Raw genomic sequence first — 26,139 nt, forward strand, 5'->3', positions numbered from 1 at the left:
CCCCCGAGCCGCCTGCGGCACGGCCCCGAGCGTCTAGGAGTCGCCCGCGCGCCGCCCCGCGGGTCCGGCCGCGGGTCCGGCGGACAGCTCGCGCGGCAGCGCGGGGTCCGGCCGGGGAACCTCGCCGAAGTCCTCGTCGGCGCCGTCCACCCGCAGCCGGTTGATCACCGCCTCCAGCGAGGCGGGCAGGGTGGGCCTGCGGCCCTCGTGACACTGGCTCAGCAGGTCGTGCCCGACCGTCTCCGGCAGCAGCGCGCAGAGCACGGCCGGTGAGACGGTGCGGCCGGATCCCGGCAGCCGCCGGGACTGGTCGCGCCAGTGGGCGGCGTCCCGGAACTCGGCTCGCTGCCGGTGCGCGAGGAACAGACAGAAGGCGGCCGTCCGGTTGCCGCCCCCGGCCGCGAACTGCCACCAGAACTGCGCCGCGTCCCGGTGCCCGGTCAGATGCAGGAGCGCGGCGAAGACGACGGCGCCCTGCGGGTCGATACGGTCGTGCTCCACCAGCCGGGTCAGCGCGGCGGCAGCCTCGGGCGCGTTGAGGACGAGGGAGACGGCGAGCCCCAGATCGTGCGCGGCCTGCTCATGGGCGGAGGGAAAACGCGCGGGAGGCGCCGCCGGACCCGCGGGCCGCGTGCCGGACGTGTCGTCCGTGCGCCGTGCAGTCAGCCGTGCGCGGGTGGCCGCCGCGTCGTACACGCCGTAGTCGGCGTAGGCGTCTTCGAGGACTTCCGCGTCCTCCAGCAGCAGGTCGACGGCGGCGCCGGGTGTCCTCGGGGCGCCGGGGCCGGTGTCGTTCGCGGGGTGCACGGTGGCTACCCTCCCGCTTCCGTGTCGTCTGCCGCTTCCGTCTCCGTCTCCGTCACGGGCGCCGGTAAGCCGAGATCCTTGGCCAGTCGGCGCCGCGCGTGCCGTACGTGGGAGTGGACGGTGGCCAGTTCCACCCCCAGGTACTCGGCGACGACCTCGTCCGGGATCCGCAGGACATGGCGCAGCACGATCACGTCGTACTGCCGCTCGGGGAGCCGGGAGATGGCCGAGTAGAGCGCGATCTCGTCCTGGAGCACGGCGAACCGGTCAGGGCTCTCGTACCGCAGGAGCTTGCGGATCGCGGCGTGGAAGGCGGCGGTGTCGACCAGCGCGGGCCGCAGGCCGCGCGCCTCCAGCCAGTGGGCCACCTCCTCCTTGAGGACGGCCCACGCGTACCGCGCCACCGATTCCTGGAGCAGGACATGGGGCCAGTGTGCCAGCAGCCGGGCACAGGCCGAGTCCACCACGGACTCGGCGGCGGCCCGGCCGCCGACCTGGGTGTGGGCGTAGCGCAGCCACAGCCGGTGGTGGTGGGCGTCGAACGCGTCGAAGGTCAACGCCAGCCGCCGCTCGGGTGGTTCGCCGGGAGAGAGCGGGACACCGAGCGTGTCCGTGCCCGGGACGCCCCGGTCGGCGCGCGCCCTCACGAGCCGCTTCCGGCCACGATGGTCGGATCGACGTGCACAGAGGCCCCGTTCACTGGGCACCACACCGCTCCACGGCGGAGGGCGTCGGTGCGGGAGGGTGTCTCCCCCCGGTCAGCCAACCGGATGCGCGCCGCCGATGCGCTCGGCGCGCCCGGAATGTTTCGCCGATAGTGATCATGCGATTACCCTAGGGTCAGGAAGGTATGTTCCGCTTCCCTCTCCACCTCACTCCCCATCGGCCGCTTCTGTAAAGAGGGTTGGTGTACCTCGTACGGTTGTCCGTATACGCGGCTGGGCAGTTACCCCGAGGCCGCGTGCGGGCCATACGCGCACACGGGCGCGGACGGATACGGACACGGACACGGATCCGGGGACGGGACGGGGGCAGGCGTGGGCGACGGCGGCATGGTGGACCTGGAGCTGGACCGGGCGCATTCGGCCCGCATGTACGACTACTACCTCGGCGGCACGACCAACTTCCCGGCCGACCGCGAGGCAGCGACGCGCGCCATGGCGGCCTTCCCCTCCATCCTGGCCACCGCGCGGGTCAACCGGCGCTTCATGCACCGCTCCGTGCGCTTCCTGGCCCGGGAGGGCATGCGGCAGTTCCTCGACATCGGGACGGGCATCCCCACCTCGCCCAACCTGCACGAGGTCGCCCAGCGCGAGGCCCCAGAAGCCCGCGTCGTCTACACCGACAACGACCCCATCGTGCTCGCCCACGCCCGCGCGCTGCTGCGCAGCGCCCCCGAAGGACGCACCGCCTACGTCCACGGGGACGTCACCGAGCCCGAAGTCCTGCTGGCGGCACCGGGGTTGCGCGAGACGCTCGACTTCACCCGGCCGGTCGCCCTGAGCCTCAACGCGCTGCTGCACTTCGTCACCGACGAGCACGACGCGTACGCCGTGGTCGAACGCCTCAAGGCCGCGCTGCCCTCCGGCTCCACCCTCGCGATAGCCCATGCCACCACCGAGTTCGACCCGGCGGGCATGGCGCGCCTCACCACCGCGTACCGGGCCGCCGGCACCCCCGGCCAGGCACGCACCCGTGCGGAGATCGCCCGCTTCTTCGCCGGGTGGCGGCTCCTCGGCCCCGGCATCACACCGTCGCACCAATGGCTGCCCGATCCCGAGGAGTCGAGCGAGCGCGTCACCGACAAGGAGGCGGCCTGCTACGCGGGCGTGGCCCGCAAGCCCTGACCCCGACCGGCCCCGGTGTCAGGGGCGCGCCACCACGTCGTCCCGGTCGGGGACGCGGACCACGTCGTCCAGCACCCCGCCGTCCCGACGGGTGCGCAGCCCCGCCTCGATCTCGTCCAGCGCGCGCCGCGCGGCGGCTATCCGGGCCAGGAGGAGCGGAGCGGGCTCGCCCGGACCGGCCGGTGCGACCGGCACGTCCGCGGCCCGCTCGTGTTCCAGCTCCCGTGCCTCGTCGAGGGAGTTGATCACCACCCCGATCAGCAGATTGACGAGAATGAACGAGCCCAGCAGGACGAACGAGGCGAAGTAGAGGATCGTCCACCGGGACACCTCAAGGCCCCCGCGCACCGCGTCGCCCAGACCGTCCAGGGTGATCAGCAGGAAGAGCGTGAGCGCGGCGCGCCCCAGGGAGCCGTAGTGCTCGGGATCCGAGCGGGCGAAGAAGACCCAGCCGACCATGGCGTACACGTACAGCAGCAGCGCGCCGACCAGGACGAAACTCACCGTGCCGGGAAGGCTCTTGCCGACCGCCACGATCACGATGCGCAGCTGCGGCAGGAACCGGGCCGCGCGCAGCACCCGGGCCAGCCGCAGCAGCCGCAGCGCGGTGGCGTTGTCGCGGGCGAACGGCGCGAGCGCCAGCAGGACGACCACCAGGTCGAACACGTTCCACGGATCGCGGAAGAAGTCCCTGGGGCGGTCCGCGCAGGCGGCGGCGCGCAGCAGGATCTCCCCGGCGAAGGCGGCGAGGAACAGGTGTTCTGCGGTCTTCAGCTCGTCGCGCCACTGATGGACGGCGCCGGTGTACGTCTCGACGCCCAGCAGAGCGGCGTTGCCGACGATCAGACAGAACACCACGATCTGGAAGCCGTCGGATTCCACGACACGGCGGCTGCGAGCGGCGAGCACGAGGGGCCGTAATCGACTCGTCCCGTTGGACATGGGCTGAACCTGTTTCTTGCGGACGTGCGGGCGCACGCGGAACGTGTGCGCACCAAGATACGGAGGTGCCGGGCGGCGGGAGCGACCGGTGCCGGGGACGGGGCACCGGTCGCCCTCCGGTGGACGCGCGCGCCGCCCGTCAGGCGGTGGCGGGTGATCCGGTCGCGGGACCGACCAGCTCCTCCAGCACGTCCTCCATGGTCACGAAGCCGATGACCGTCCCCTTGTCACCGGTGACGGCGGCCAGGTGCGTACCGGCGGCACGCATGGCCGTCATCGTGTCGTCGAGCGGGGTGTCGATCTCGACCCTGATCACCGTGTGCAGCGCGGAGCGCGGGAAGGGCCGCGTCCGCTCCGTGACGCCGAGGGCGTCCTTGATGTGCAGATAGCCGAGGATCGTGTCGTCAGGCCCGGTGACCGGCAGCCGGGAGAACCCGGAGGAGGCGGCGGCGCGCTCCAGCTGCTGCGGGGTGGTCCGGTGGTCGACGGTGATCGTCCGGCCCAGCGGGACCATCACCTCGCCCGCCGGGCGGGTGCCCAGCTCCAGGGCGTCGCGCAGCCGCTCCCCGTCCGCCGGGTCCAGCAGCCCCGCCTCGCTGGAGTCCGCGACCAGCCGGACCAGCTCGTCGTCGGTGAACACCGAGGCGACCTCGTCCTTCGGCTCGACCTTCAGCAGCCGCAGGATCGAGTTGGCGAACGCGTTGATCCCGAAGATCACCGGACGCAGGGTCCGGGTCAGCGCCACCAGCGCGGGACCGAGCGCCAGCGCCGTGGGGGCGGGCGCGGCCAGCGCGATGTTCTTCGGGACCATCTCACCGATCAGCATGTGCAGATAGGTCGCCAGGGTCAGCGCGATCACGAACGCGATCGGATGGATCAGCGGCGAGGGCACCCCGACCGCCTCGAAGGGCGGCTCCAGCAGATGGGCGATGGCCGGCTCGGCGACGGCGCCCAGCACCAGCGAGGAGATGGTGATGCCGAGCTGCGCGGTGGCCATGGCCGCCGAGAGGTGCCGCAGCCCCCACAGGGTGCTGGCCGCCCGCCGGCTGCCCTTGAGCGCCAGCGGCTCGATCTGGCTGCGCCGTACCGAGATCAGGGCGAACTCGGCACCGACGAAGAACGCGTTGGTGAACAGGGTGAGCACGCCGATGGCGAGCTGAAGGGCGGTCATCGGGCATCCTCCGGAAGCTGCGTGGCCTCGGCGGGCGCGGTGACGGCGACCCGGTCGGCGCGATGGTGGTCGACGCGCAGCACGGCAAAGTGCCAGCCGTCGACCTCCAGGGTGTCGTCCGGCACGGGCAGCCGCTCCAGCCGGGTCGCGAGCAGCCCCGCGAGCGTCTCGTACGGGCCCTCCGGCGCGTCGAAGCCGATCTCCCGCAGCTGGTCGAGACGGAGGGAACCGTCCGCCTCCCAGACGCCCTGGCCCTCGGGGGAGGGGGCGCCGACGGCCAGCCCCGGGATCTCGTCCGGGTCGTGCTCGTCGCGCACCTCGCCGACGACCTCCTCGACGATGTCCTCCACGGTGGCGACGCCCGCGGTGCCGCCGTACTCGTCGATCACCACGGCCATCGTCCGCGACTCCCGCAGTCGGCGCAGCAGCCGGTCCACCGGCAGCGAGTCGGGCACCAGCAGCGGGCTGGTGGTCAGCTCGGTGACCCGCGTGTGCGTGCGAGCGGACTCCTCCAGGGCCAGCACGTCGCGGATGTGGACCGTGCCGATGACCTCGTCCAGGCTGTCCCGGTAGACGGGGAACCGGGACAGGCCGGTGGCCAGCGAGAGCAGCGCCGCGTCGGCCGCCGTCGCGTGGGCCTCCAGCGCCCGGACGTCGACCCGGGGCGTCATCACGTTCTCCGCGGTCAGCTCGGCCAGATGCAGGGTCCGGACGAACAGCTCGGCGGAGTCCGGCTCTATGGCGCCCTCCCGCGCGGAGTGGCGCGCCAGGGCGACCAGCTCCTCGGGGGTACGGGCGGAGGCCAGCTCCTCGGCCGGCTCCAGGCCCATGCGCCGTACGAGACGGTTCGCGGTGTTGTTGAGGTGGCGGATCAGCGGGCCGAAGGCGGCGGTGAAGCCGCGCTGCGGCCCCGCCACGACCTTGGCGACGGCGAGCGGGCTGGAGATCGCCCAGTTCTTGGGGACCAGCTCGCCGACCACCATCAGCACCACGGTCGACAGCGCGACGCCGAGCAGGGTGGCCACCGTGGAGACCACGCCGCCGGGCAGCCCCACGGCCTCCAGCGGGCCGCGCAGCAGCACGGCGAGGGACGGCTCGGCGAGCATGCCGATGACCAGCGAGGTCACGGTGATGCCCAGCTGGGCGCCGGAGAGCTGGAAGGTCAGCCGCTTGGCCGCCTCCAGCGCACCGGCGGCGCCGCGCTCACCGGCCTCGGCGGCCCGTTCCAGCTCGCCGCGCTCGACGGTGGTCAGGGAGAACTCGGCCGCGACGAACACCGCACAGGCGAGGGTGAGCGCGAGGGCGAGCAGCAACAGAAGCACTTCGGTCACCGTGCCACCTCCGGCCCTGGACTCGACGGGACGGGAATGGCACGGCTCGTACTGGGAGGCTCACCCATTGCGGGACCGCAGCTCCTTCTCGGATCAGACGTTCTGGACGGGGCGGGCACCCCGTGGATCAATAGTAAAGGAATAGCAAAACAGTGCAACGTGGTGGCGGGTGTCCCCCCGGCGCACCGTGTCGGGGCCCGGCGCACACCGGGCCCCGACGGGCTCAGCGCACCCCGACGGGCTCAGCGCACCCCGACGGGCTCAGCGCACCCCGACCGGCTCAGCGCACCCCGTCGAAGTCCCTGCCCACGGTCAGGGTGACCACACCGGGCGCGGCGGTCCCGTCCTGCCGCGCCGTGCTGTCCGGCACCCGGGTGGCCAGCACCCGCGCCGGTTCCGCCTGGTCCCGCGGATAGCCGACCGTGGTCCGCTCCGCGCTCCCGGGCGCGTTGCCGATCTCCGTCACCGTGAAACCGGCCGACCGCAGCTCCCGCGCGACCGCCGCCGCCCGCCCCGGCACCCCGGTCCCGTTCAGCACGCGCACCCGTACGGTGTGCGCGTAGACCGGGTCCCCGGCGTCCGCCTCCAGCTCCTCCTTGTCGACCTCCCGGTCCTTGCCGAGCGACGCGAACAACGCCGCGGCCTGCGGGTACTGCCACACGACGTTGGCCCGGTCCGTCGGCACGTCGGCCTGGCGCGCGTAGTTCGGGACCGTCAGGAACGTCAGCCGGTCGCCCGGGATGTCCTTGATCTCGTTGGCGAGACCGGTCAGCGGCTTGATCCCGGCCAGCTCCTTGTCCGTGGTGAGCGACTTGGTCGCCGAGTCGAGGAAGCCGTAGAGCGCGTGGGGGCTGGTCAGCTTCTGCTGCGCCTTGGCGGCCAGCGCCTCCATGAACTCCTGCTGGCGGCCGATGCGCCCCAGGTCCGAGCCGTCCCCAATGCTGTAGCGGGTACGCACGTAGCCGAGCGCCTTCTCGTCCCTGACGGTCTGGCAGCCCGCCGCCAGGTCGAGCCGGGCCTTCTGGTCGTGGATCGGGGTCCGGGGGCAGACCTCGATGCCGTCCAGCGCGTTGACCATGCCCTTGAAGCCCTGGAAGTCGACGGACATGAAGTGGTCGACGCGCAGCCCGGTGTTGCGCTCCACCGTCCGGATGGTGCACGCGGCGGCGTCCGCCACCTCCCCGCCGGTGCCGCCGATCGCGAATGCCTCGTTGATCTTGAAGTGGTGCGGATCCGACCTGCTGCCGTCGCCCCGGTCGCAGGACGGGATGGTGACCCACGAGTCGCGGGGGAGCGAGACCACCGTGGCCCACTTCCGGTCGGCTGCCAGGTGCATGACCATCAGGGTGTCCGACTGCATGGTGGTCAGACCCTTGCCGTACGCGCCGTTGTCGCCGTCGCGCGAGTCGGAGCCGACGACGAGGATGTTCTTGGACCCCGGACTCAGATTGACGGGACGGCCGCCGCCGACCCTGTCGTCGATGTCCGCCGCGTGGATGTTTCCGTCCAGGCTCTGGTACACCCAGCCGCCGGCGCCGGTCGCGCCGAGGAGCAGCACCGCCAGCGCGCCGCCCGACCAGGCCGCTATTCGCCCGCGCCGGGTCAGCCTGGTCCTGCCGGTACGGGGCGCCGCCCGCCGCGCGCCGTGCCCCGTACCGGCACCGCGGTCCCGCCCCTTGGATTGCCCGCCCACGCTGATCCTCCGTGCCCCGTTCCGGCCGGTCCGCGCGTCGGACATGCCGGTCATCGCCGTGTGCGACGCGTGCACTCTACTGGCTCTACAGCCCTGTAGAAGGCGATGTGCGGCGCGGTTCCCTCCCCCGGGTGGTCACAGCGGCGCCGCCGCCGCTTCGAGCACCAGGAACAGCGCGGAGGCCGCGTTCAGCGCGGACACCGTGGACGCCGCCGTGCCGGCGGCGGCGAAGTACGCGGCGATCCCGGCCCGGGTCAGCGCGGGCGGCCAGCTCCTGCGCGGCGGCACCGGCCCCAGCAGCGCGGCCACCCGGCGCGGCACCGGCCCCGCCGCGGCGAACGAGGCCAGCCCCGGAGGCGCGCCGGGGCCGGAGAACAGGGCGGCCTTGCCCACCGCGCGCGCCGTGGTCCGCCGGTCGCCGGTGGCCTGCGCCGCCGCCTCGTCGGCCCAGCGCTCGGTGGAGAACGTCACCGCCGCCCGCAGCGGGCGCAGAAACGGATTCGCGCATCCGGCCAGCCGGACCGCGAGCAGCAGCCGGTGATGGCGGCCCGTCAGATGGGCCCGCTCGTGGGCGAGCAGCGCCTCGCGTTCCCCCTCGTTCAGGCAGGACAGCATGCCGGTCGAGACCACGACGCGGCCAGGGGAGCCGGGCAGCGCGTACGCGTACGGCAGCTCGTCGTCCAGGACCGCCGGCTCGTCGGGCGGCAGCCCGGCCAGCGCGCCGTGGGCGCGGGAGCGGAAGCGGATGTGCCGCCGTACGGTGAGCGCGCACGCCACGACCACGACGGTCAGCGCCACGATGGCGGTCTTCCCGGCCACCTCGTCGTACGGCACCGCGCCCCGCACCTCCGGGTCGGACCAGCTGTCCGGCAGCGGATTGCCCGGCAGCTGGGCGGTGCCGACGACCATGAGCAGACCGAGGCAGAACGTGCTGCACGCCGCCAGCACGACGGTGACGGAGGTCAGCAGCAGCGCGGCGCTGCGCGGATGGAGATGCTGCTCGGCGAGCCGGGCGATGGGCAGCGCGGTGAGCGGCAGGACCAGCGGCAGGAAGACGAAGACGCCCATGGGTCAACCCTCCGCTTCGTTCGCCGCCGTACACCCGGCGCGCGCGCCCGCGTGCCGGCCGGAGCCCGCGCCCGCGTCGGCCTCCCGGAGCAGGGAGCGCAGCACCTGCTCGTCGTGGGGGGAGAGCGCCGACACGAAGCTGGAGAGCACCGCGTCCCGGTCGTCCCGCTCGTCGAGCAGCCGACGCATCCGCAGCGCGGTCAGCCCGGCCTCGTCGGCGACCGGCGTCCACAGGAAGGAGCGGCCCGAGCGGCTGCGGGTCACGGCCTGCTTGCCGAGGAGACGCGTGAGGATGGTGATGACGGTGGTGTACGCCAGTTCCCCGTCCAGCCGCTCCTGCACCCAGGTCGCGGCCACGGGTGTGGTCGCCGACCCCAGAACCGCCAGCACCTGGGCCTCCAGCTGCCCCTGGCCGCGTCTGCGGGCAGGGGACGTCCGGTCCCTGTCGTCTCTGTTCCCGACCACGAAGTGGCCTCCTCCCACGCTGCCGCCCCAGCCGCCCTGGCGCCGGGGCATCGTAACCAGCCTTTCCCGCGCACCTTCACGACGGCCAATTTCTACAGTGTTGTAGATTTGAGATCGTGTCATCACGGCACGAGGCGCGTCGGGGCGTCCGGCGTGCCCGGTTCTGGGACGGACGGAAGGAAACAACATGGGTGTGAGCCTCGCCAAGGGCGGCAACGTCTCGCTGAGCAAGGAGGCCCCCGGCCTGACCGCCGTGCTGGTGGCTCTCGGCTGGGACGTGCGGACCACCACCGGGGCCGACCACGACCTGGATGCCAGCGCCCTGCTGTGCGACGGCTCCGGCAAGGTCGCCTCGGACCAGCACTTCGTCTTCTACAACAACCTCCGCAGCCCGGACGGTTCGGTCGAGCACACCGGCGACAACCTGACCGGCGAGGGCGACGGCGACGACGAGACCGTCAAGGTCGACCTGTCCGCCGTCCCCGCCGAGATCTCCAAGATCGTCTTCCCGGTGTCGATCCACGACGCGGAGTCGCGCGGCCAGAGCTTCGGCCAGGTCCGCAACGCCTATATCCGGGTGGTCAACCAGTCGGGCGGCGCCGAGCTGGCCCGTTACGACCTCAGCGAGGACGCCTCCACCGAGACCGCGATGGTCTTCGGCGAGCTGTACCGCAACGGGGCGGAGTGGAAGTTCCGCGCCATCGGCCAGGGTTACGCGTCCGGACTCGCCGGGATCGCGTCCGACTACGGTGTGAACGTCTGAGATCCGTCACCATCTCCAGGAGCGAACGATGAGCGTCAATCTTGCCAAGGGCCAGCGGATCAGCCTGACCAAGACCGGCGGGGGTGAACTCACCGTCGTCCGGATGGGACTGGGCTGGAAGCAGGCCGTGCGCAAGGGGTTCTTCGCCCGGCTCACCGCACCGGCGGAGATCGACCTCGACGCCTCGGCGCTGCTCTTCGCGGGCAAAGAGGCCGTGGACGTCGTCTTCTTCCAGCATCTGAACAGCGACGACGGTTCCGTCCAGCACACCGGGGACAACCGGGTCGGCGGCGCCGGTGAGGGCGCCGACGACGAGTCGATCGTGGTGGACCTCACCCGGGTGCCCGCCCGCGTCGACCAGATCGTCTTCACGGTGAACTCGTTCACCGGCCAGACCTTCGAGGACATCGAGAACGCCTTCTGCCGGCTGGTCGACGAGACCACCGGCGAGGAACTGGCCCGGCACACCCTGACCGGCGGCGGCGCCTACACCGCCCAGATCATGGCCAAGGTCTTCCGCGGCGACGGCGGCGGCTGGCAGATGACGGCCATCGGCGTGCCCGCCGAGGGCCGTACGTTCCAGGATCTGATGCCCTCGGTGACCCCGCACCTCTGATCCACTCCCTGTCGCGCACAGGTCGTTACCGACCCACCGGCCCGTCGCGGCCGGTGACCCACCAGATTCAGGAGACTTCACGTGGCCCTGTGGGACCGCATCAAGGATTCGGCCTCGTCGATGCAGACGCAGCTGAACGCGAAGAAGAACGACCTCAAGAGCGGCGCGTTCCGGGACGCGAGCATGGCCATGTGCGCACTGGTCGCCGCCGCCGACGGGTCCATCGACGCGTCGGAGCGGCAGCGTGTCGCCGCACTGATCATGACCAACGATGTGCTCCAGAACTTCCCCGCGGAAGATCTCCAGACGCGCTTCAACGACTACTGCCAGAAGCTGACGGCCGACTTCGACTTCGGCAAGGTCGCCGTGCTCCAGACCATCGGCAAGGTCGCGAAGAAGCCCACCGAGGCGCGCGCGGTCATCCAGATCGGCATCGTCATCGGAGGCGCGGACGGCGACTTCGACGCGAGCGAGCGCGCGGTGGTGCGCGAGGCGTGCTTCGCGGTCGGCATTCCGCCGACCGAGTTCGACCTCTGATCCGACGCCGACCACCGGGCCGGGGACGTGCCGGTGTGCCTGGACGAGCGAGTCCGCGCCCACCTGTACGGCTCCGGCCTTTTCAGCGGTCGGCGGCGCGCCGGCCCCACGACGTGCCCGCCAGGACGAGGGCGCCGCCGAGCAGCCCGGCCGCGCCCAGCCGCTCGCCGCCGATGGCGATCCCGACCGCCGCCGCCCACAGCGGTTCCGTACCGAGCAGCAGGCTGACCCGGGACGGCGAGGTGCGGCGGACCGCCCACATCTGGACGGCGAACGCGACCAGCGTGCAGAAGACCGTCAGGAAGAGCAGCGCCGCCCACTCCCGCACCCCGAACCCGGCGGCCACCGTCCACGGCGCCGGGCCGCCGCCGGGCAGCGCGGCCAGTACGGCGAACACCGCGACGGCGCCGCCGAGCTGAACGGTGGTCAGCGACAGCGAGTCCGCGCCCCGCACCGCCCGGCTCCGCGACATCACCAGCACATGCGCGGTACGGGCCAGCGCGGCCAGCAGCATCAGCAGATCACCCGTCGAGGGCGCGGTGAACCCGCCGCTCTGTGTCAGCAGGACCACCCCCGCGACCGACAGACCGGCCGCCGCGACGAACGAGGCGGGCGGCCTGGTCCGGGTGACGGCGGCCTCCGCGAGTGGCGTGAAGATCATGGTCAGGCTGATGATCAGCCCGGCGTTGGTCGCCGACGTGTGCACGACGCCGTACGTCTCCAGCAGGAAGATCCCGCTCAGCACCAGCCCGAGCGCCCCGGCACCGCGCCACTGCGCCGCGCTCAGCGTCCGCAGCCCACGCCACCCGGCCACCACCAGTACCGGCAGCACCACCGCGAAGCGCAGCACCAGCACGGCGAGCACCGTATGCCCCGTGGTGATGCCCTTCGCGGTCAGATAGCTGGCGCCCCAGACCACCGCGACCAGCAGGACCGGCAGATCGGTCGACCAGGCCCGGCGCGGCACGGGCAGGGACACGGAGGAGGCGGCGAGCGACGACATCGGGGACGGTCTCCATCGGGTGCGAGGGGCCACGGGGCTGCGGAGACGGCGGCGGCTCGCGCGGAAGCGATCACCGTACCCGCGTACGTCCCGCGCGGGAAGCCACGTGCCTCAAGGGCCGTCGCTCAGCGGCCCCCGGCGCCACCGGCCGGACCGGGCCCCGCCTCCTCCGGGGGCCGCCGCCCGAGCCGCAGCCGGGTGCGGTGATCGTGGTAGAGGCGCCCGACGAGCGCGCCGCCGTACACGACGAAGCCCACCCCGACGAGCCAGGACTGGAGCACCAGCACCGTCCCGAACGGCCCGTACGTGACGGCGTTCGAGGCGATCAGCGGGGAGAAGACGACCCGGGAGAAGAACCGCAGCCCGAGCAGGCCCAGCGCGATCGCCACGGCGCCCGGCAGCAGGGCCCGCCAGCGGACCCGGCCCGCGAGCAGGACGTGCTGGGACCACCAGAAGAAGAGGAACGTGCCGACCAGGTCGCCGATCGTGGCGAGCACCAGCGTGAACGCCGAGTCGGAGGTGACTGGCGTGTTCACGAAGACGAGCAGGAAGACGACGAGGACCGCGAGCCACAGCACATGGCGCCACATGGTGTGCCAGCGGGCCGTCGGCAGCTCCCAGACCCGCTCGTACCCCGTCTGCACCGCGCCCCCGAACGTCAGACCGAACGCGGCGAGCGCGGCGAGCCCGAGCGCCGTGGTGCGCTGCAGCGCCTGCCCCGGTCTGCCGAACAGCTGCTGGATCTCGCCCTGCGACGCCGCCGAGACCCCCAGCCCCTGCCCCAGCCAGCGGGCGAAGCCGTGGCCGCTCGCCGGGTCCGCCGCCGCGACCAGGATCAGCAGGGGCACCAGCGTCAGAAAGCCGAGCGCGGCGAAGCTCATGGCCCGGTGCATCAGCTCCATGTCGCGCCCGCGGTTCCAGGTGAGTACGGCGGGCGCGACCACGGCCTCGTGGAACAGGCTCCGCGACCGGCGCCCGCTCCCCGGCGTACCGAAACGCTTTCGGGTCATGTCTCGTCTACTACCCCACGGGGACCCCGCGTCCCGGGACGGGCCCCCGGATGGGCGTGCCGCCGCGGGCGCCGCGGTCCGTCGACCGGGTCGGGCGGGCCCTGTCAGTTCCGTACGGACAGGCTCCTGTCGTCGGCGGTCGTACGGGACGGGGCACCGGCGAAACCGCCCCCCTCGGAACGCGGCGTCCCACGCGGCGTCGTACCTCTCTGACTGTCGCGTCGGATGTGCACGAACATCCTGGGCACCGTGGATCCCCCGACGACCGCCTCGGCCACCACGTACTTCGCGACGTACCGGGTGCACGGCTACCGGGTCGGCACGGTGCCGACCCGGTAGCCGGCCTATGTCGGCCTATGTCGGCCATGACCAGGTCACTTTCCGCGTGGAGGACAGCCGTTGGCGCCTCGCGACCCGGACGACCTTCCCGCCGTTCGGGGGAGGTACGGAGCGGCTCACCGCTCCCTCCTCCTGATCACGCGATCTTCTCCTCGCCGTGGCCGTCGATCCGGGGAGACGGCTCGTTGACGTTGTCCGGGGTGACGGGACGGCGGCGCGACAGCGCCCGGAGGCACGTGGTGGTCGTCAGCGTGACGATCACCACCAGGGCCACTCCCCAGTCCCCGCATTCGATGGTCCACGCCGCGATCCCGCCCAGCACCGCCGCCGCAGGCAGGGTCAGGGTCCACGACAGGGCGATGCGTCCTGCGACGTTCCACCGCACCCGTGCCCGCCCGCGTCCGAGCCCCCCGCCGAGGATGCTGCCGGTGCACACCTGCGTGGTGGACAGGGGAAAGCCCAGGTGCGACGAGACGAGGATCACCGACGCGGAACCGGCCTCGGCGGCGAAGCCCTGAGGGGCTTCGATATCGGTCAGCCCGCGGCCCACGGTCCGGATGATCCGCCAGCCGCCGGCGTAGGTGCCCAGGGAGATCGCGGCGCCCGCGCAGAGGACCACCCACCAGGGCGGCCCGGCCCCGTGGCCGAGGATTCCGGCGGAGATGAGCGCCAGAGTGATGACCCCCATGGTCTTCTGCGCGTCGTTGGTGCCGTGGGCCAGCGCCACCAGGGACGCCGACCCGATCTGCCCCACGCGGAACCCCCGCCCGAGGCCGGTCCTGCTCGCTCCCCGGGCGAGGGCGTAGGCGACCCGGACGGCCGACAGCGCCACCACGCAGGCGATGACGGGGGAGACGACCGCGGGTACCACGACCTTCCCCATGATCTCGCCGACCCGGAGGGCGGAGCCCCCGGCGCCCGCCCAGACCGCCCCGATCAGGCCGCCCAGAAGCGCGTGCGTGGAACTCGACGGCAGCCCCAGGAACCATGTGGCCACATTCCACAGGATCGCGCCGATGAGACCCGCGAAGATCATCGACAGAGTGATCCTGCTGTCGTCGACGATGCCGCCGGAAATGGTCTCCGCCACCCGCACGGAGAGGAAGGCCCCGGCCAGGTTCAGCGCACCGGCGATCGCTACGGCGAGCCGTGGTGACAGCGCGCCCGTGGCGATGGACGTCGCCATCGCGTTGGCCGTGTCGTGGAATCCGTTGGTGAAGTCGAAAGCCAGTGCCGTGATGACCACGAGCACGAGGAAGACAGTGACCGAGCCCAAACGGACCTCCCGCGCCGACATCCAGCGCCGGGCCGGATTCCACCTGATTGCACCGTGGACGTCATGGTAAGTCGGGATATGGGACGAAAAGGGCAGTTGGCGCGCGGTTCGCGGGGCGTTCTCGGTGAACGGCGGAACGTGTGCGGCGCACGGTGTGCGGGCTGCCGGTCCTGTCCGGAGCCCGCCCGTTCGGTGCGTTCGGCCCGTTCGGTGCGTTCGGCTCGTTCAGTCCGTTCGGCCTCTAGGACCTGCTCCGGGTCAGCGGCGGCCGAGGCGCCGTTCGCCGTTGGCGCCCGTCGCGTAGGGCAGTCCGTAGTGCGCGAAGACCGCAGGCTCGTCCGTCGCGAGCAACTCGCCGTCGAGGTCGATCGACGGGGCCTCCTTGGCGAGCTTCTTGTCCCAGACGACCTTCAGATATCCGGGACCCACCGTGGCGTCGGCCAGCGGGACGAAGATCAGCCGCCGTTGGGTGGGCAGACCGATGGTGACGGTCGCGAACGACGGAGTGTCGGTCGCCGTGTCGACGTACACCGCCTCCAGCGAGCCGATCTTCTTCTTCTCGGAGTCGACCACATCATGGCCCCGCCACTCCCGGATGTCTTCGGCCTCGAACATGAGCTTCCGCCTTTTGTCTGCTGAAATCCGCCGGGTGGTACGACCGGGTGGGCGGCGATGCCGCCGGTCCTCGGCTACCCGATTTCCCGGAGAGTACCCGGCCGGGCGCGCACCTCCGTGAAACCGGGCCGCGACGCGGCACGGTCTGTCGTGGTGTCACGCCAGGGGCGAAAAACACTGGTGGCGGGGGAGTGTGCGAGGGCATCCTGTGCCCATGTTGATCAGAGAAGCCACCGCCGAGGACTGGCCCGCCATCTGGCCCTTCTTCCAGCGGATCGTCGCCGACGGTGAGACCTTCACCTATCCGGTCGACGTGACCGAGACGCTGGGCCGTGACCTGTGGATGCAGAACGCGCCCCACCGCACCGTCGTCGCGGTCGACGACGCCGGGGCGGTCATGGGTACGGGCAAGATGAACGCCAATCACATGGGCAACGGCTCGCACATCGCGGGCGCGAGCTACATGGTCGACCCGGCGTACGCGGGGCGCGGCGTGGGCCGGGCCCTGTGCGCGTACTCGATCGAGTGGGCCCGCGTGGCCGGTTTCCGCGCGATGCAGTTCAACGCCGTCGTGGAGACCAACACCCACGCGCTGAAGCTGTACGAGTCGCTCGGCTTCGAGGTGATCGGCACCCTGCCGGAGGGCTTCCGCCACCCGACGGAGGGCTATGTGGGGCTGCGCATCCTGCACCTCAGGCTCTGAAGTCCGCGCGTCCGCGGTCCGCGGGTCCGCGGGTTGCCCCTTCCGCGGCGCTCACCGCCCGGCCGCCTGCCCGGAGTCCCGGCTCGCCCTGCCGGGCACCGGCCGCCTGCCCGGAGTCCCGGCCCGCCCTGCCGGAGTCCCGGTCAGCGGTCCTGGAGCACGGACAGCACATTGCCCGCCGGGTCGGTGAACCAGGCGATGTAGGGGCCACCGCCCCGGAAGATCCCCTTCTCGTCCGCCTCCATTCCGGGGTAGCGCTCGAAACGCACCCCCTTGCCGCCCAGCTCCTCGACCGCCGCGTCGATGTCGTCCACCGGGAAGTTGAGGACGGTGAACGACGCCGGGGTGTGATGGGGCTTGGGGTAGACGAGCACGACGGCGCCGCTGCCCAGCCGCAGCCGCAGCAGTCCGTGCTCCTCGGACACCTCCAGCCCGAGCGTCCCGGTGTAGAACCGCCGGGCCTTCTCGATGTCGTCCACGGCGAATCCGCTGAACGCCTTGCTCTCGCCGAACATGGCAGCTCCTTCTCTCGTGTGGTTCCACAGGGGTAGACGGCCGCCGGGTCCCGGACTCATCGGACCGCCCGGCGGCGCGCGTGTTCACCGTCTGGCGACCAGGGGGCGCAGCCGGGTCTCCCGCAGCCGTCCCGCCAGCGGCGCGGCGCGCCGGGCGGCGACCATCAGCGGCCAGGACACCAGGACCCCCACCACCAGCCCCAGAGCCACGTCGTGCGGATAGTGCACCCCCACCCACACCCGCGACGCCGCCATCAGCAGCGCGGCGGGGACGGCGAGGGCCGCGAGGCGGCGGTCGGTGCAGAGCAGCACCGTCGCGGCCGCCGCCGCGATGACGGCGTGATTGCTCGGCAGCGACCAGTCGCCGAGCGCGGGACACGCCTCCACGGTCACCACGTGCAGCGTCTGGCACGGGCGCCGCTCGCGCAGGAGCGACTTGGCCACGCTGCTGACGGCGAAGGCGACGAGCACCACCGCGGGCGCCGTCAGCGCCAGCATCGCGCGCGCCGGGCCCCCGGCGTCCCGCGTCGCCGAGGCGGGCGGCCGGGCGCGCCACCACCCGGCCAGCAGCAGCGCGCCGAACAGCGCGAGCCCGTAGGCCGACCAGAGGGAGACCATGGTGTCCAGCGGACCGGGGGAGCGGTGCGCCAGCTCCGTGACCGCGCTGTACAGGCCGTCGTCGAACCAGTGGTCGTCGCCGAGGAGCGCCGGGGCGCCGGTCGCCGTCATCGGGTGCCGCCCCGGGCGGCGCGGCGCGCACGCAGCAGTTCGAGCGCGAGGGGGAGCAGCGATACGGTCACCACGAGCGCGACGAGCGGCAGCAGGTACCGGTCGACGTTCGGTACGGACGAGCCGAGCGCGTAGCCCGCGAGCACCAGCCCGACGGTCCACAGGGCGCCGCCGACGACCTGCCACAGGGCGAAGACGCGCGCCGGTACGTGCAGTGCCCCGGCCAGCGGGTTGAGCACGGTGCGCACGACGGGGACGAAGCGCGCGAGCACGATGGCCTTGGCGTGCCCGTACCGTTCGAGCAGTTCCTCGGCGCGCGCGGCGCCCTCGCGCAGTTTGCGGGCCCTGCCGCGCGCCAGCAGCGCCCGGCCGCCGCGCCGCCCGATCCAGAAACCGGTCTGCGCCCCCAGCAGCGCGCCGGCCACCGAGGCGAGCAGCACCTGGGGCAGCGCGAGGTGGACCGAGCCCCCGACGCCGGGGACGCAGAGCAGTCCGGCGGTGAACAGCAGCGAGTCGCCGGGGAGGAAGAAGCCGATCAGCAGGCCGGTCTCGGCGAAGAGGACGACGGCGATGCCGAGGGCACCGAAGGCGGCGAGCAGCGAGCCCGCGTCGAGGGGGTTCACGGCCTGCGGCATCGCCGCGAGCACGGATACGGCCATAAGTGGGGCTGCTCCCATAATGGTGGGCAGGGGAAACCTGCATGACGATCCGATTGACTACAATTCTGTAGACGGTCTACTTCACTGTAGACGAAGGAAACGGGAGGGGCGTTCCCATGGGCGACCGGAGCGCGGAACGGCGGCCGGCGGGGGAGCTGGAGGCCGGTGTACTGGCGGCCCTGTGGACGGCGGGCGAGCCGCTCACACCGGCCCGGGTGCAGCGGGCGCTCGGCGTGTCGCTCGCCCGCACCACGGTCACCACGATCCTTTCGCGGCTCTACGAGAAGGGCAGCGTCGGCCGGGTGCGGGCGGGCCGGGGCTACGCCTACGCGCCGACCGAGGACGCCCCCGGGCTCACCGCCCGCCGGATGCACTCGGAGCTGGCGAAGGACGAGGACCGGGGCGCGGTGCTGGCCCGGTTCGTCTCCCAGCTCACCAACGAGGACGAGGCCCTGCTGCGCTCCCTGCTGGACGCCGGGGAGCTGGACGGCGGGGAGGACCGGTGACGCTCCTCGTCTGGGTGCCGCTGCTGATGCCCTTCCTCGCGGTGCCCGCCGCCCGCCGGGTCGCCGCCGCCCTCGCGCCGCGCCACGCGGCCCGGCTGCTGACCGCCGTCGCGCTCACGCTGGCCGCCAGCAGTTCGGCCGCGCTGGCGCTGCTCGTCGTCCCGGGCGCGTCCTACCTGCCCGTCGTCGCCGTCCTCGGCGATCTGGCCGAACCGCTGACGGCGGGACCGCCCCTGGTCGCCGTGGCGCTCGCGCTGGGCGCGGGCGGCCTGCTGCTGTGGCGTACGGCGCTGGTGGCCGTCGCCGTGGTGCGCGAGCGCGCCGCGCTGCGCCGGGCCAGGGCCGCCGTCGCCGGTACCCGCGACGAACTGGCCGTCCTGCGGGACGCGCTGCCCGACGCGTACGCGCTGCCCGGCCGCCCCGGCCGCATCGTCGTCACCACCGGGATGCTGCGCGCCCTGGAGCCCGCCGAACGCGAGGCGCTCTTCGCGCACGAGCGCGCCCATCTGCGTGGCCGCCACCACCTCCTGCTCGTCCTGGCGGAGCTGGCCGCCCGCTGCCACCCCGCGCTGCGCGCGCTGCGCGACCCCCTCGCCTACGCGCTGGAGCGCGCCGCCGACGAGGCCGCGGCCACGGCCGTCGGCGACCGGCGGCTCGCGGCCCGCGCCATCGGCAGGGCCGCGCTCGCCACCAAGGCGCCCCTGCCCACCAGGCCGGGCGCGGTCCTCGCGGCGACGGCGGGGCCCGTGCCGCGCCGGGTCGCCGCGCTGCTGGACCCCGCCGCGGCGGCCCGGCCCACCCTGCCCCGCGCGGGCCGACTCGTCGCGGGCGTGCTGCTGGCCTCGCTGGTGGTCTCCGGCGCCACCGCGATCGGCGCGGCGGACGATCTGCACGCCCATATCGAGGTCGCCCAGGGGGAAACGACGGCGGACGCCGCCCGCTGACCTCCCGCTGTCGTTCTGTGTCGTCCACGGAAGTGCAGAGCATGCCGGGTCGGTGGACTTCGTCAGAACCGCCGGAGTCCCAACTCACCTTCACGGTGGAATCGCGCGAACTCCGGAGGCTGACCTTCAAGAAGCCGACCGAGGAGGCCCTCGCCCGCAGAATGGGGTGCGGTCGCAGACGCGCCGTTACCCGCCCACGCAGTACACGACCCGGGCCTCCGCCCAATACTTCCGGACCATCCTGGACTGGGCCGGCGAGGACAGCGACGACGAACGAAGGGTGCGGCGCATCATCGGTATCCCCGAACGCAAGGGGCTTCCTGACCGGGACATGTTCGCCTGGGCCCGTCAGCACTACGAGGACAGCGAGCACATCCTCAACTACGAGGCCAACGCGCCGCGGTGGACCGCGGCGGCCGACGGCCCGAACATGGCGCTGATCGACGACAGCCTGATGTTTCTGGCGTTCTCCGGCGGGCCACGTCAGAGGCTGAACGGCTTCTGTGCCGGGGATCCCGCGTTCATGACCTACTTCGCCTCGTACTTCGCCTCGTACTTCGACCAGCTCCGGGCGGCCGTCCAGCCGCTGGGCACCTACCTCGGCGAAGTGGACGGTGACCGCCCCGACAAGCCCGCGTAATCCCACCGGTCCGCGGCGGACCCGTCCCGGCGTGGTAGCTTGCTTTGCATGGTAGATGGTTATGCAAGTATCCCCGGGGCGGATGGCCGAGTGGCGAGTCAGCTCCGTAAGGGGGTGCTGGAGTACTGCGTCCTGGCGCTGCTGCGGGACGGACCCCGCTACGGGGTGGAGCTGCTGGCGGAGCTTGCCAGGGTCGACGTCATGGCAACCAGCCAGGGCACGATCTACCCCCTGTTGTCGCGCCTCCGGCGAACCGGGCTCGCCGACACCCACCTGCGGGAATCCGAGAACGGACCGCCACGCAGGTACTACACACTGACCGACGCCGGACGTAGCGCGCTGGAGGAGTTCACCGCGAACTGGCCCTCCTTCCGCACCGCCGTCGACCACTTCCTCACCCCAGGAGAGACAACGTGAACGACACTTTCGCCCACCCCCTCGTGCACTCCTATCTCTCCTCGGTCGGGGACCGGGCCGCGGTGCTTCCCGACGTCCGCCGTCAGGAACTGCTGGCAGATCTGCGCGAGCACATCGAAGTGGCGCTGGCGGAATCCGACACCGTCGACGAGGGCGATGTGCGCCGCGTCCTGGATCAACTGGGGACACCCGGGGAGATCGTCGCTGCCGCCCTGGCCGAGGAGGCGAACAGCGGCCCCGTACCGGAGAGCGGCAGGCGCACCGCGATCACCCTCTGTCTGATCGTCGTCGCGCTGCCGGCCGCGCTCATCCCGGTGATCGGATCGTTCTTCGCACCGGCTGCCATGATCGCCGCACTCGTACGGCTGTGGAGGTCCCGGCAGTGGGCACGCCGGGAGAAGTGGCAGGCGACGCTGCTCATGTTCTCGCCGGTCATCGTGGTCCCCGGGCTCGCCGCCGTCTTCTCCGTGGCAGGCGGCGGTCTGACGGCCGTCGCGGTGATGGCCACCCTGGTGGTGGCAGCTTCCCTCCCGGTGACAGCGGCGGTCCGGCTGCACCGTTCCGCCGCACGGGTCCGGCAGCGAATTCGCCGGACCGCATGACCCGTGACCGGCCCGCGCCGCCACCGTTACCGTCACCCCGAGGTGCTTTTCCGAAAGAGTCCATGGCCAGGCCGCCTGCAACGGTTCCGCGAACGCCAGAACCGCGCCTCTCGGCGCCCGTCGAAAGCACCGTCGACGAGTTCGTCAACGGTGCTTTCGTGTCCTCAAGCCCCCAATTCTCAAGATCCCCGCAAGCGCCAGGTACTCAGCCGTACTGCGGGCCGAACGGCAGCGGGGGCTCCCGATACGCGTCCCGCTCGCCGTACGCGAGCGGCGCCGGAGCGGTGAGAGAGGGCTCCAGCAGGGATCTCTCCGACAGGGCGACGGGCGTGATCAGAACCGGCAGCGCCCGGTCCATTCTCATGGCGTCCACGGATTCCGCGAGCAGTTCGTATTCGGTGGTGTCGTCGCGGGTGGCGACGCGGATCAGGTGTCCCGCGGCCAACTGCTCCGCGATCATCTCCTGATGGGCCACGTCGTCCCGCCAGGCCCGCAGCGTGGCCGGTACGTCCGGCACGCTCTCTCCGACCGGAGTCAGCGCTCTGGCCGGAAAGTGCTCCCTTTCCGGGCTGGGGTCGAGCCGTTCCGCTATCCAGGTCGCCCGGTCCCGCAACCACCACAGTGCAAGAGCCAGAGTAGGGGCGCGATATGTTCCCAGAGGGACGCCGACTCGCTGTCCGCCGCAGATGCCGTACGCGGTGACATGGCACAGGAATTCGTCATGCACGGCCGCTCTCCTTGCGCCGTTCTGTCCTGCCTGGTGGCCGGGGCCACAGTGCTTTTTCAGTGACGTCGCGCGGTCTCGCGGGGCGAATACGCAGGCCGATTGCGCCGTATGGCGGAGATCGGTCTCCGAATGCCCGAACTTACAACTATGAGGGAATTGCTGACGAGCTGTCACCAGGAAGTTCCGGCCACAATGCGAACCGCCGTCCACCGGCTCGCCCCTACCGGGCGCCTGTGGTCCGGCACGCTCGACGCGCTCGAACGGCACCTTGAAGCGACGGAGGACGACACACCATGAACACCACCCCGGGCCCCCACCCGAACCCCGCTCGGCACCCGGACCCCGACGCCGCCGCGCCGGACAACGCCACCCTGACCACGACGGACGGCCGTACCGCGCTGCGCATGGAGCGCCGCCTCGCGCAGCCGCCCGAGCGGGTCTGGGCGGCGCTCACGGATCCCGCCGCGCTGGCGCAGTGGTTCCCCTCCGAGGTCGCACTCGACCTCACCCCGGGCGGCAGGATGGAGTTCCGCTTTCCCGACGTCGGCACCGCAGCCGCAGCCGTCGGCGCGGGTGACGGAGCGGGCGACAGCGCGGGCGACGGCTCCGAGACGGTGATGACGGGCGCCGTCACCGCCGCCGAGGCGCCCCGGCTGTTCGCCTTCACCTGGGGCACCGACCATCTGAGCTGGTCCCTCGCCCCCGACGGCGAAGGGTCCCTGCTCACCCTCGTCCACACCTTCGGGGATCTGCCCGGCGCCGCGAGCTTCGCCTCCGGCTGGCACCTGTGCCTCACCGCGCTCGGCCAGTCGCTCGACGGCGAGCGCGTCGTACCCGGCCGCGACACCGGGGAGCTGCACGAGTCCTACCTCCGCGCGTTCGGCCTCGACCTGGGCGCCGTCGGGGCCGCGCCCGCGCGGGAGGCGACCGGCACGCCCGGCCCCTCCGGTACGGGCGGCCCCTCCGGCACGCCCGGCCCCTCCGGCGCGGACGGCGCCGTGAAGCGGGTCCGCTTCGAGCGCCAGCTGGTCCGGCCGGCCGAAACCGTCTGGGAAGTGCTGTCCGCGGGGATCGAGCCGGTCGCCGGACTGCCCGTACCGGAGGGCTTCACCGCGCGGAAGGTCCCGGCGGGACCGGTCACCGAGGTCCGGGCACCGGCATCCCTCACGTACCAGGCGACGCCCGACTCCGCGGTCCGCTGGGAACTGGGCGAGGGCACCGGCCACGGCGCCCGGCTCGTCCTCACCCAGACCGGTCCCGCGGACTTCGACACGGACACCGCGCTGAGCGCGTGGCACGCCAGGATCGACGAGCTGGCGACGGCGCTCCTCGCCCGCTGAGTCTCCTCGCCCGCTGAGTCTCCTCGCCCGCTGAGTCTCCTCGCGGTCAGTCGCCGATGTCCGCCTCCAGGGACGACACACTCAGCACCTCGTCGAACTCCGCCACCTCGGCCACCAGCTGATGGACGTTGCCGGTGCCCTCGACATCGACGTACACCAGGGCGGTCCCGGCGTGGAGGCCCTCCTGCTCGTCCTGGTCGGCGGGGCGGGCCGCCGCCCGGTCCACCCGGATCCGCGCCACCTCGAAGCCCTTGCCGGTGATGTGCTCCAGCACCCGGGTCAGCACCCCCGTCCCCACGCGGTAGGACAGATGCAGCCGCGTCTGCTCGGTGCTGGCGAGCACCGGGACGCGCCTGGTCAGCCACGGGTATCCCTGGATGACCAGGAAGTGCACCAGGGTCGCGCCGATCGCCAGCAGCGGCAGCCCGCCCCCGCACGCCATGCCGATGGCACAGGTGAGCCAGACCGTGGCGGCGGTGGTCAGCCCCCGTACGGCGTCCCGGCGTACGAAGATCAGCCCGCCGCCGATGAAGCCGATGCCGGAGACGATCTGGGCGGCGACGCGCGAGGGGTCGAAGGAGACGTTCTCCAGCCCCAGCACCGCGTTGAAGCCGTGCTGCGACACCACCATGAACAGCGCGCTGCCCACCCCGACGAGCGTGTGGGTGCGCAGCCCCGCGCTCTTCTGCTGGGTGGCCCGCTCCGCTCCGATCAGGCTCGACAGCAGCAGCGCCAGCCCCAGTTCGGCGAACTGGCGCGCGCCTTGTCCCGCGTTCGGATCGAACAGCGGAACCGCCAGAGCGGGATGCGCGACGGACGCTGTGGACGCGGCGGACAGGGCGGATACGACGGACGCGACGGGCAAAAGAGCCTCCTCACCGTGGGACCGACGACGGTACCGGGCGGGCCGGGGCCCGCTCGCGGCACGGACCGGTCCCGGCCACCCGGGTGGAGAGCGGGCGGCAGACCTCGTTAGGGTGCCTGGAATGTTTGCTTCGCAGTTTCCCCCCACGAACTTGCTAAGAGGCGTCTGTGATCTCCCGCGTTCCCTCCGGGAGGCAGTATGACGCAGACCACAGAGCAACACGCCGACCTGGCCAAGGTTCCGGCGGCGGCCCCGGTGCCGGACGCGACTGCCGGGACACCGGGCAAACAGCGGGACGCGTTCTTCGACAACGCGAAGTATCTGGCGATCGTCCTGGTCGCCATCGGGCACTCCTGGGAGCCCCTGCGGGACAGCAGCCGGGCCGTCTCCGCGCTCTACATCGTCGTCTACTCCTTCCACATGCCGGCGTTCATCGTCATCTCCGGCTACTTCTCACGCGGTTTCGACTTCCGGCCCGACCGGGTGCGCCGACTGATCACCGGGGTCGCCGTCCCGTACCTCGTGTTCGAGGTCGCCTACAGCCTCTTCCACCGCTACACCGACAACGATCCGTCCATGGAGATCAGCCTGCTGGACCCCTGGTATCTGACCTGGTTCCTGCTCGCCCTCTTCATCTGGCGCATGACGGCCCCCATCTGGCGGCTGGTCCGGTGGCCCCTCCCGCTCGCGCTGCTGATCGCCGCGCTGGCCGTCGTCTCGCCGGACATCGGCGACGATCTCGACCTCCAGCGGGTCCTGCAGTTCCTGCCGTTCTTCGTACTCGGCCTCCAGCTCAAGCCGGAACACTTCCAGCTGGTGCGCCGCAAGGAGGTGCGTCTGCTGGCGGTGCCGGTCTTCGCGGCAGCCGTCGGCTTCGCGTACTGGGCGGTCACCCGGATGAACATGGACTGGTTCTTCCACCGGGACAGCGCCCAGGAGCTGGGCGCGCCCTGGTGGGCCGGGATCCTGATGACGATCGGCCTGTTCTGCTGCTCGCTCGTCCTGACGGCCTGCTTCTACGCCTGGGTGCCCGGCAGGCCCAGGTGGTTCACGGTCCTGGGCGCGGGCACGCTCTGCGGCTATCTGCTGCACGGATTCCTCGCGCAGTCCGCCTCCACCTGGCACTGGTACGACCCGGCGTGGCTGCGCGAGCCCCTGGGAGCCGTCTTCGTGACGGTCCTCGCGGCGGTGGCCGTCACCGTCCTCTGCACACCCCCGGTCCGGCGGATCTTCCGCTTCGCCCTGGAACCGGAGATGGCCTGGGCCTTCAGGCGGGACTCCGAAGACAGGGCCTGAGTCCTGTCACTCCCCGTGGCGGACGACAACGCGGGGCGGTGGCTCCGCGCCACCGCCCCGCGCCCTCCGTCAACCGGTGTCAACCGGTGTCAACCGGTGTCGGCCGAAGACCGGATCAGAGGTCGAACTCGTGCGGCGGCAGGTCCAGCGCGTAGCACGCCTCCCGTACCACGGCCTGCTCGGTCTTGTCGAAGTCGCCGTCGGCTCCGCCGATGACGATGCCGATCTGGACGACGGCCCGCGCCTCCGCCGGCTTCTTCTTCGCCTTGGCCACCTCCTGCAGCAGACCGACCTTGCCGAAGGCGAAATCGGCGGCCAGCTTGTTCAGACAGTCGTCGAAGCGGCGCTGGAGGTCCTCCGCCGGGAAGTTCTGCAACACCTCATTGTTGGCGATGAGCGCGGCGACCCGCTGCCGCTCCGACGGGTCGACCGAGCCGTCCGCCGCGGCGACGAGGGCGCACATCGCCATGCTCGCGTCGCGGAAGGCACCGCTCTTGAGGTCGTTCTTCTTCGCCACGAGCTGCGTCTGCATCGTCGCGGCGGATTCCTTGAACCGGTCCCACAGGGCCATTCCGTCATCTCTCCTCTGGTGTCACACGAACCAACCGGCTCAACGCGCGAAGCCGCCGACGCGTGCCCGCGACGCGGAGTTCGGCGCGATCCGGTGGGTGACCAGCGCCACCCGGAGGGGCGTGCGCCCTTCACGCCTCCGC

Annotated in this window: 29 protein-coding genes and 1 pseudogene; 12 read left to right on the plus strand and 18 right to left on the minus strand. The window is 72.1% G+C overall.

Features of this window, described 5'->3' with window-relative positions; genetic code table 11:
- Positions 1 to 33 precede the first annotated feature (33 nt).
- A complete protein-coding gene (locus DVH02_RS05530) occupies positions 34 to 807 on the minus strand; it encodes a hypothetical protein (RefSeq protein WP_233518045.1) in 774 nt (257 codons plus the stop codon).
- 5 nt (positions 808 to 812) lie between these two features.
- The gene (locus DVH02_RS05535; protein ID WP_114622546.1) at positions 813 to 1,454 is read right to left on the minus strand and encodes a sigma-70 family RNA polymerase sigma factor; all 642 of its coding nucleotides are present in this window, start codon (positions 1,452 to 1,454) and stop codon (positions 813 to 815) included.
- Positions 1,455 to 1,859: 405 nt separating this feature from the next.
- Between DVH02_RS05535 and DVH02_RS05540 the strand changes: the two genes are divergently transcribed.
- Positions 1,860 to 2,654 (plus strand): SAM-dependent methyltransferase, encoded by a 795-nt coding sequence (locus DVH02_RS05540; RefSeq protein ID WP_114622588.1) that lies wholly within the window; start codon positions 1,860 to 1,862, stop codon positions 2,652 to 2,654.
- Between the two features lie 18 nt (positions 2,655 to 2,672).
- Here the strand turns inward: DVH02_RS05540 and DVH02_RS05545 are convergent, their stop codons facing one another.
- The 6 genes from DVH02_RS05545 to DVH02_RS05570 form a co-directional block, all read right to left on the minus strand.
- On the minus strand, positions 2,673 to 3,596 hold the full coding sequence (locus DVH02_RS05545) for an ion transporter (RefSeq protein ID WP_114622547.1): 924 nt from the start codon (positions 3,594 to 3,596) through the stop codon (positions 2,673 to 2,675).
- A 139-nt stretch (positions 3,597 to 3,735) separates the two neighbouring features.
- The gene (locus tag DVH02_RS05550; protein WP_114622548.1) at positions 3,736 to 4,767 is read right to left on the minus strand and encodes a hemolysin family protein; all 1,032 of its coding nucleotides are present in this window, start codon (positions 4,765 to 4,767) and stop codon (positions 3,736 to 3,738) included.
- Positions 4,764 to 6,098, minus strand: a complete 1,335-nt coding sequence (locus DVH02_RS05555; protein WP_114622549.1) for a hemolysin family protein — start codon at positions 6,096 to 6,098, stop codon at positions 4,764 to 4,766. Before DVH02_RS05555 ends, DVH02_RS05550 begins: the two co-directional genes overlap by 4 nt.
- A gap of 280 nt (positions 6,099 to 6,378) precedes the next feature.
- Positions 6,379 to 7,791: an LCP family protein gene (locus DVH02_RS05560; RefSeq protein ID WP_456113486.1), complete on the minus strand. Its 1,413-nt coding sequence runs from the start codon at positions 7,789 to 7,791 to the stop codon at positions 6,379 to 6,381.
- A gap of 135 nt (positions 7,792 to 7,926) precedes the next feature.
- Complete coding sequence (locus tag DVH02_RS05565; protein ID WP_114622550.1) at positions 7,927 to 8,859, minus strand: M56 family metallopeptidase; 933 nt, start codon at positions 8,857 to 8,859, stop codon at positions 7,927 to 7,929.
- Positions 8,860 to 8,862: 3 nt separating this feature from the next.
- A complete protein-coding gene (locus DVH02_RS05570) occupies positions 8,863 to 9,324 on the minus strand; it encodes a BlaI/MecI/CopY family transcriptional regulator (RefSeq protein WP_233518046.1) in 462 nt (153 codons plus the stop codon).
- A 187-nt stretch (positions 9,325 to 9,511) separates the two neighbouring features.
- Here DVH02_RS05570 and DVH02_RS05575 point away from each other — a divergent pair, with 187 nt between their 5' ends.
- The 3 genes from DVH02_RS05575 to DVH02_RS05585 all read left to right on the plus strand — a co-directional run bounded on the left by DVH02_RS05575 (position 9,512) and on the right by DVH02_RS05585 (position 11,240).
- Positions 9,512 to 10,087 carry a TerD family protein gene (locus tag DVH02_RS05575; protein ID WP_114622552.1) on the plus strand — a complete coding sequence of 192 codons (576 nt, stop codon included), beginning with the start codon at positions 9,512 to 9,514 and terminating at the stop codon, positions 10,085 to 10,087.
- Between the two features lie 28 nt (positions 10,088 to 10,115).
- Positions 10,116 to 10,703, plus strand: a complete 588-nt coding sequence (locus tag DVH02_RS05580) for a TerD family protein (RefSeq protein ID WP_114622553.1) — start codon at positions 10,116 to 10,118, stop codon at positions 10,701 to 10,703.
- Positions 10,704 to 10,784: 81 nt separating this feature from the next.
- Positions 10,785 to 11,240: a tellurite resistance TerB family protein gene (locus DVH02_RS05585; protein WP_114622554.1), complete on the plus strand. Its 456-nt coding sequence runs from the start codon at positions 10,785 to 10,787 to the stop codon at positions 11,238 to 11,240.
- Between the two features lie 82 nt (positions 11,241 to 11,322).
- On the opposite strand, the gene DVH02_RS05590 is transcribed toward DVH02_RS05585, so the two are convergent.
- From DVH02_RS05590 to DVH02_RS05605, 4 genes are all read right to left on the minus strand, one after another.
- Positions 11,323 to 12,243 carry a DMT family transporter gene (locus DVH02_RS05590; protein ID WP_114622555.1) on the minus strand — a complete coding sequence of 307 codons (921 nt, stop codon included), beginning with the start codon at positions 12,241 to 12,243 and terminating at the stop codon, positions 11,323 to 11,325.
- A 125-nt stretch (positions 12,244 to 12,368) separates the two neighbouring features.
- Positions 12,369 to 13,253: a YhjD/YihY/BrkB family envelope integrity protein gene (locus tag DVH02_RS05595; protein ID WP_114622556.1), complete on the minus strand. Its 885-nt coding sequence runs from the start codon at positions 13,251 to 13,253 to the stop codon at positions 12,369 to 12,371.
- Positions 13,254 to 13,728: 475 nt separating this feature from the next.
- Positions 13,729 to 14,868: an inorganic phosphate transporter gene (locus DVH02_RS05600; protein ID WP_233518047.1), complete on the minus strand. Its 1,140-nt coding sequence runs from the start codon at positions 14,866 to 14,868 to the stop codon at positions 13,729 to 13,731.
- 258 nt (positions 14,869 to 15,126) lie between these two features.
- Positions 15,127 to 15,483, minus strand: coding sequence for a PRC-barrel domain-containing protein (locus tag DVH02_RS05605; RefSeq protein WP_114622558.1), 357 nt, complete (start codon positions 15,481 to 15,483; stop codon positions 15,127 to 15,129).
- Positions 15,484 to 15,697: 214 nt separating this feature from the next.
- Between DVH02_RS05605 and DVH02_RS05610 the strand changes: the two genes are divergently transcribed.
- Entirely contained in the window at positions 15,698 to 16,186 is a 489-nt protein-coding gene (locus DVH02_RS05610) for a GNAT family N-acetyltransferase (RefSeq protein WP_114622559.1), read from the plus strand.
- Between the two features lie 143 nt (positions 16,187 to 16,329).
- On the opposite strand, the gene DVH02_RS05615 is transcribed toward DVH02_RS05610, so the two are convergent.
- The 3 genes from DVH02_RS05615 to DVH02_RS05625 all read right to left on the minus strand — a co-directional run bounded on the left by DVH02_RS05615 (position 16,330) and on the right by DVH02_RS05625 (position 18,089).
- Entirely contained in the window at positions 16,330 to 16,701 is a 372-nt protein-coding gene (locus DVH02_RS05615) for a VOC family protein (RefSeq protein ID WP_114622560.1), read from the minus strand.
- Positions 16,702 to 16,785: 84 nt separating this feature from the next.
- Entirely contained in the window at positions 16,786 to 17,430 is a 645-nt protein-coding gene (locus DVH02_RS05620; protein WP_114622561.1) for a phosphatase PAP2 family protein, read from the minus strand.
- On the minus strand, positions 17,427 to 18,089 hold the full coding sequence (locus DVH02_RS05625) for a DedA family protein (RefSeq protein ID WP_114622562.1): 663 nt from the start codon (positions 18,087 to 18,089) through the stop codon (positions 17,427 to 17,429). The genes DVH02_RS05620 and DVH02_RS05625 overlap by 4 nt, the downstream gene beginning before the upstream one ends.
- Before the next feature lie 116 nt (positions 18,090 to 18,205).
- On the opposite strand from DVH02_RS05625, the gene DVH02_RS05630 reads away from it, so the two are divergent.
- The 5 genes from DVH02_RS05630 (at position 18,206) to DVH02_RS05650 (ending at position 21,198) form a co-directional block, all read left to right on the plus strand.
- Positions 18,206 to 18,595, plus strand: coding sequence for a BlaI/MecI/CopY family transcriptional regulator (locus DVH02_RS05630; protein ID WP_114622563.1), 390 nt, complete (start codon positions 18,206 to 18,208; stop codon positions 18,593 to 18,595).
- Complete coding sequence (locus tag DVH02_RS05635; protein WP_114622564.1) at positions 18,592 to 19,539, plus strand: M48 family metalloprotease; 948 nt, start codon at positions 18,592 to 18,594, stop codon at positions 19,537 to 19,539. The genes DVH02_RS05630 and DVH02_RS05635 overlap by 4 nt, the downstream gene beginning before the upstream one ends.
- 166 nt (positions 19,540 to 19,705) lie before the next feature.
- The gene (locus DVH02_RS05640; RefSeq protein ID WP_114622565.1) at positions 19,706 to 20,179 is read left to right on the plus strand and encodes a hypothetical protein; all 474 of its coding nucleotides are present in this window, start codon (positions 19,706 to 19,708) and stop codon (positions 20,177 to 20,179) included.
- A gap of 48 nt (positions 20,180 to 20,227) precedes the next feature.
- Complete coding sequence (locus DVH02_RS05645) at positions 20,228 to 20,596, plus strand: PadR family transcriptional regulator (protein WP_114622566.1); 369 nt, start codon at positions 20,228 to 20,230, stop codon at positions 20,594 to 20,596.
- Positions 20,593 to 21,198, plus strand: coding sequence for an HAAS signaling domain-containing protein (locus DVH02_RS05650; protein ID WP_114622567.1), 606 nt, complete (start codon positions 20,593 to 20,595; stop codon positions 21,196 to 21,198). The genes DVH02_RS05645 and DVH02_RS05650 overlap by 4 nt, the downstream gene beginning before the upstream one ends.
- Positions 21,199 to 21,517: 319 nt before the next feature.
- Here DVH02_RS05650 and DVH02_RS05655 read toward each other — a convergent pair.
- Positions 21,518 to 21,925: pseudogene (locus DVH02_RS05655) on the minus strand (hypothetical protein); the annotation flags it as partial.
- A 293-nt stretch (positions 21,926 to 22,218) separates the two neighbouring features.
- Between DVH02_RS05655 and DVH02_RS05660 the strand changes: the two are divergent.
- Entirely contained in the window at positions 22,219 to 23,265 is a 1,047-nt protein-coding gene (locus DVH02_RS05660; protein WP_114622568.1) for an SRPBCC family protein, read from the plus strand.
- 46 nt (positions 23,266 to 23,311) lie between these two features.
- On the opposite strand, the gene DVH02_RS05665 is transcribed toward DVH02_RS05660, so the two are convergent.
- A complete protein-coding gene (locus DVH02_RS05665) occupies positions 23,312 to 24,103 on the minus strand; it encodes an MgtC/SapB family protein (protein ID WP_233518051.1) in 792 nt (263 codons plus the stop codon).
- Positions 24,104 to 24,328: 225 nt separating this feature from the next.
- Between DVH02_RS05665 and DVH02_RS05670 the strand changes: the two genes are divergently transcribed.
- The gene (locus tag DVH02_RS05670) at positions 24,329 to 25,426 is read left to right on the plus strand and encodes an acyltransferase family protein (RefSeq protein ID WP_114622569.1); all 1,098 of its coding nucleotides are present in this window, start codon (positions 24,329 to 24,331) and stop codon (positions 25,424 to 25,426) included.
- A gap of 115 nt (positions 25,427 to 25,541) precedes the next feature.
- On the opposite strand, the gene DVH02_RS05675 is transcribed toward DVH02_RS05670, so the two are convergent.
- A complete protein-coding gene (locus DVH02_RS05675) occupies positions 25,542 to 25,997 on the minus strand; it encodes a tellurite resistance TerB family protein (protein WP_114622570.1) in 456 nt (151 codons plus the stop codon).
- Positions 25,998 to 26,139 lie beyond the last annotated feature (142 nt).

Origin of the sequence: Streptomyces corynorhini (assembly GCF_003346515.1) — a bacterium.
Lineage (GTDB): Bacteria > Actinomycetota > Actinomycetes > Streptomycetales > Streptomycetaceae > Streptomyces > Streptomyces corynorhini.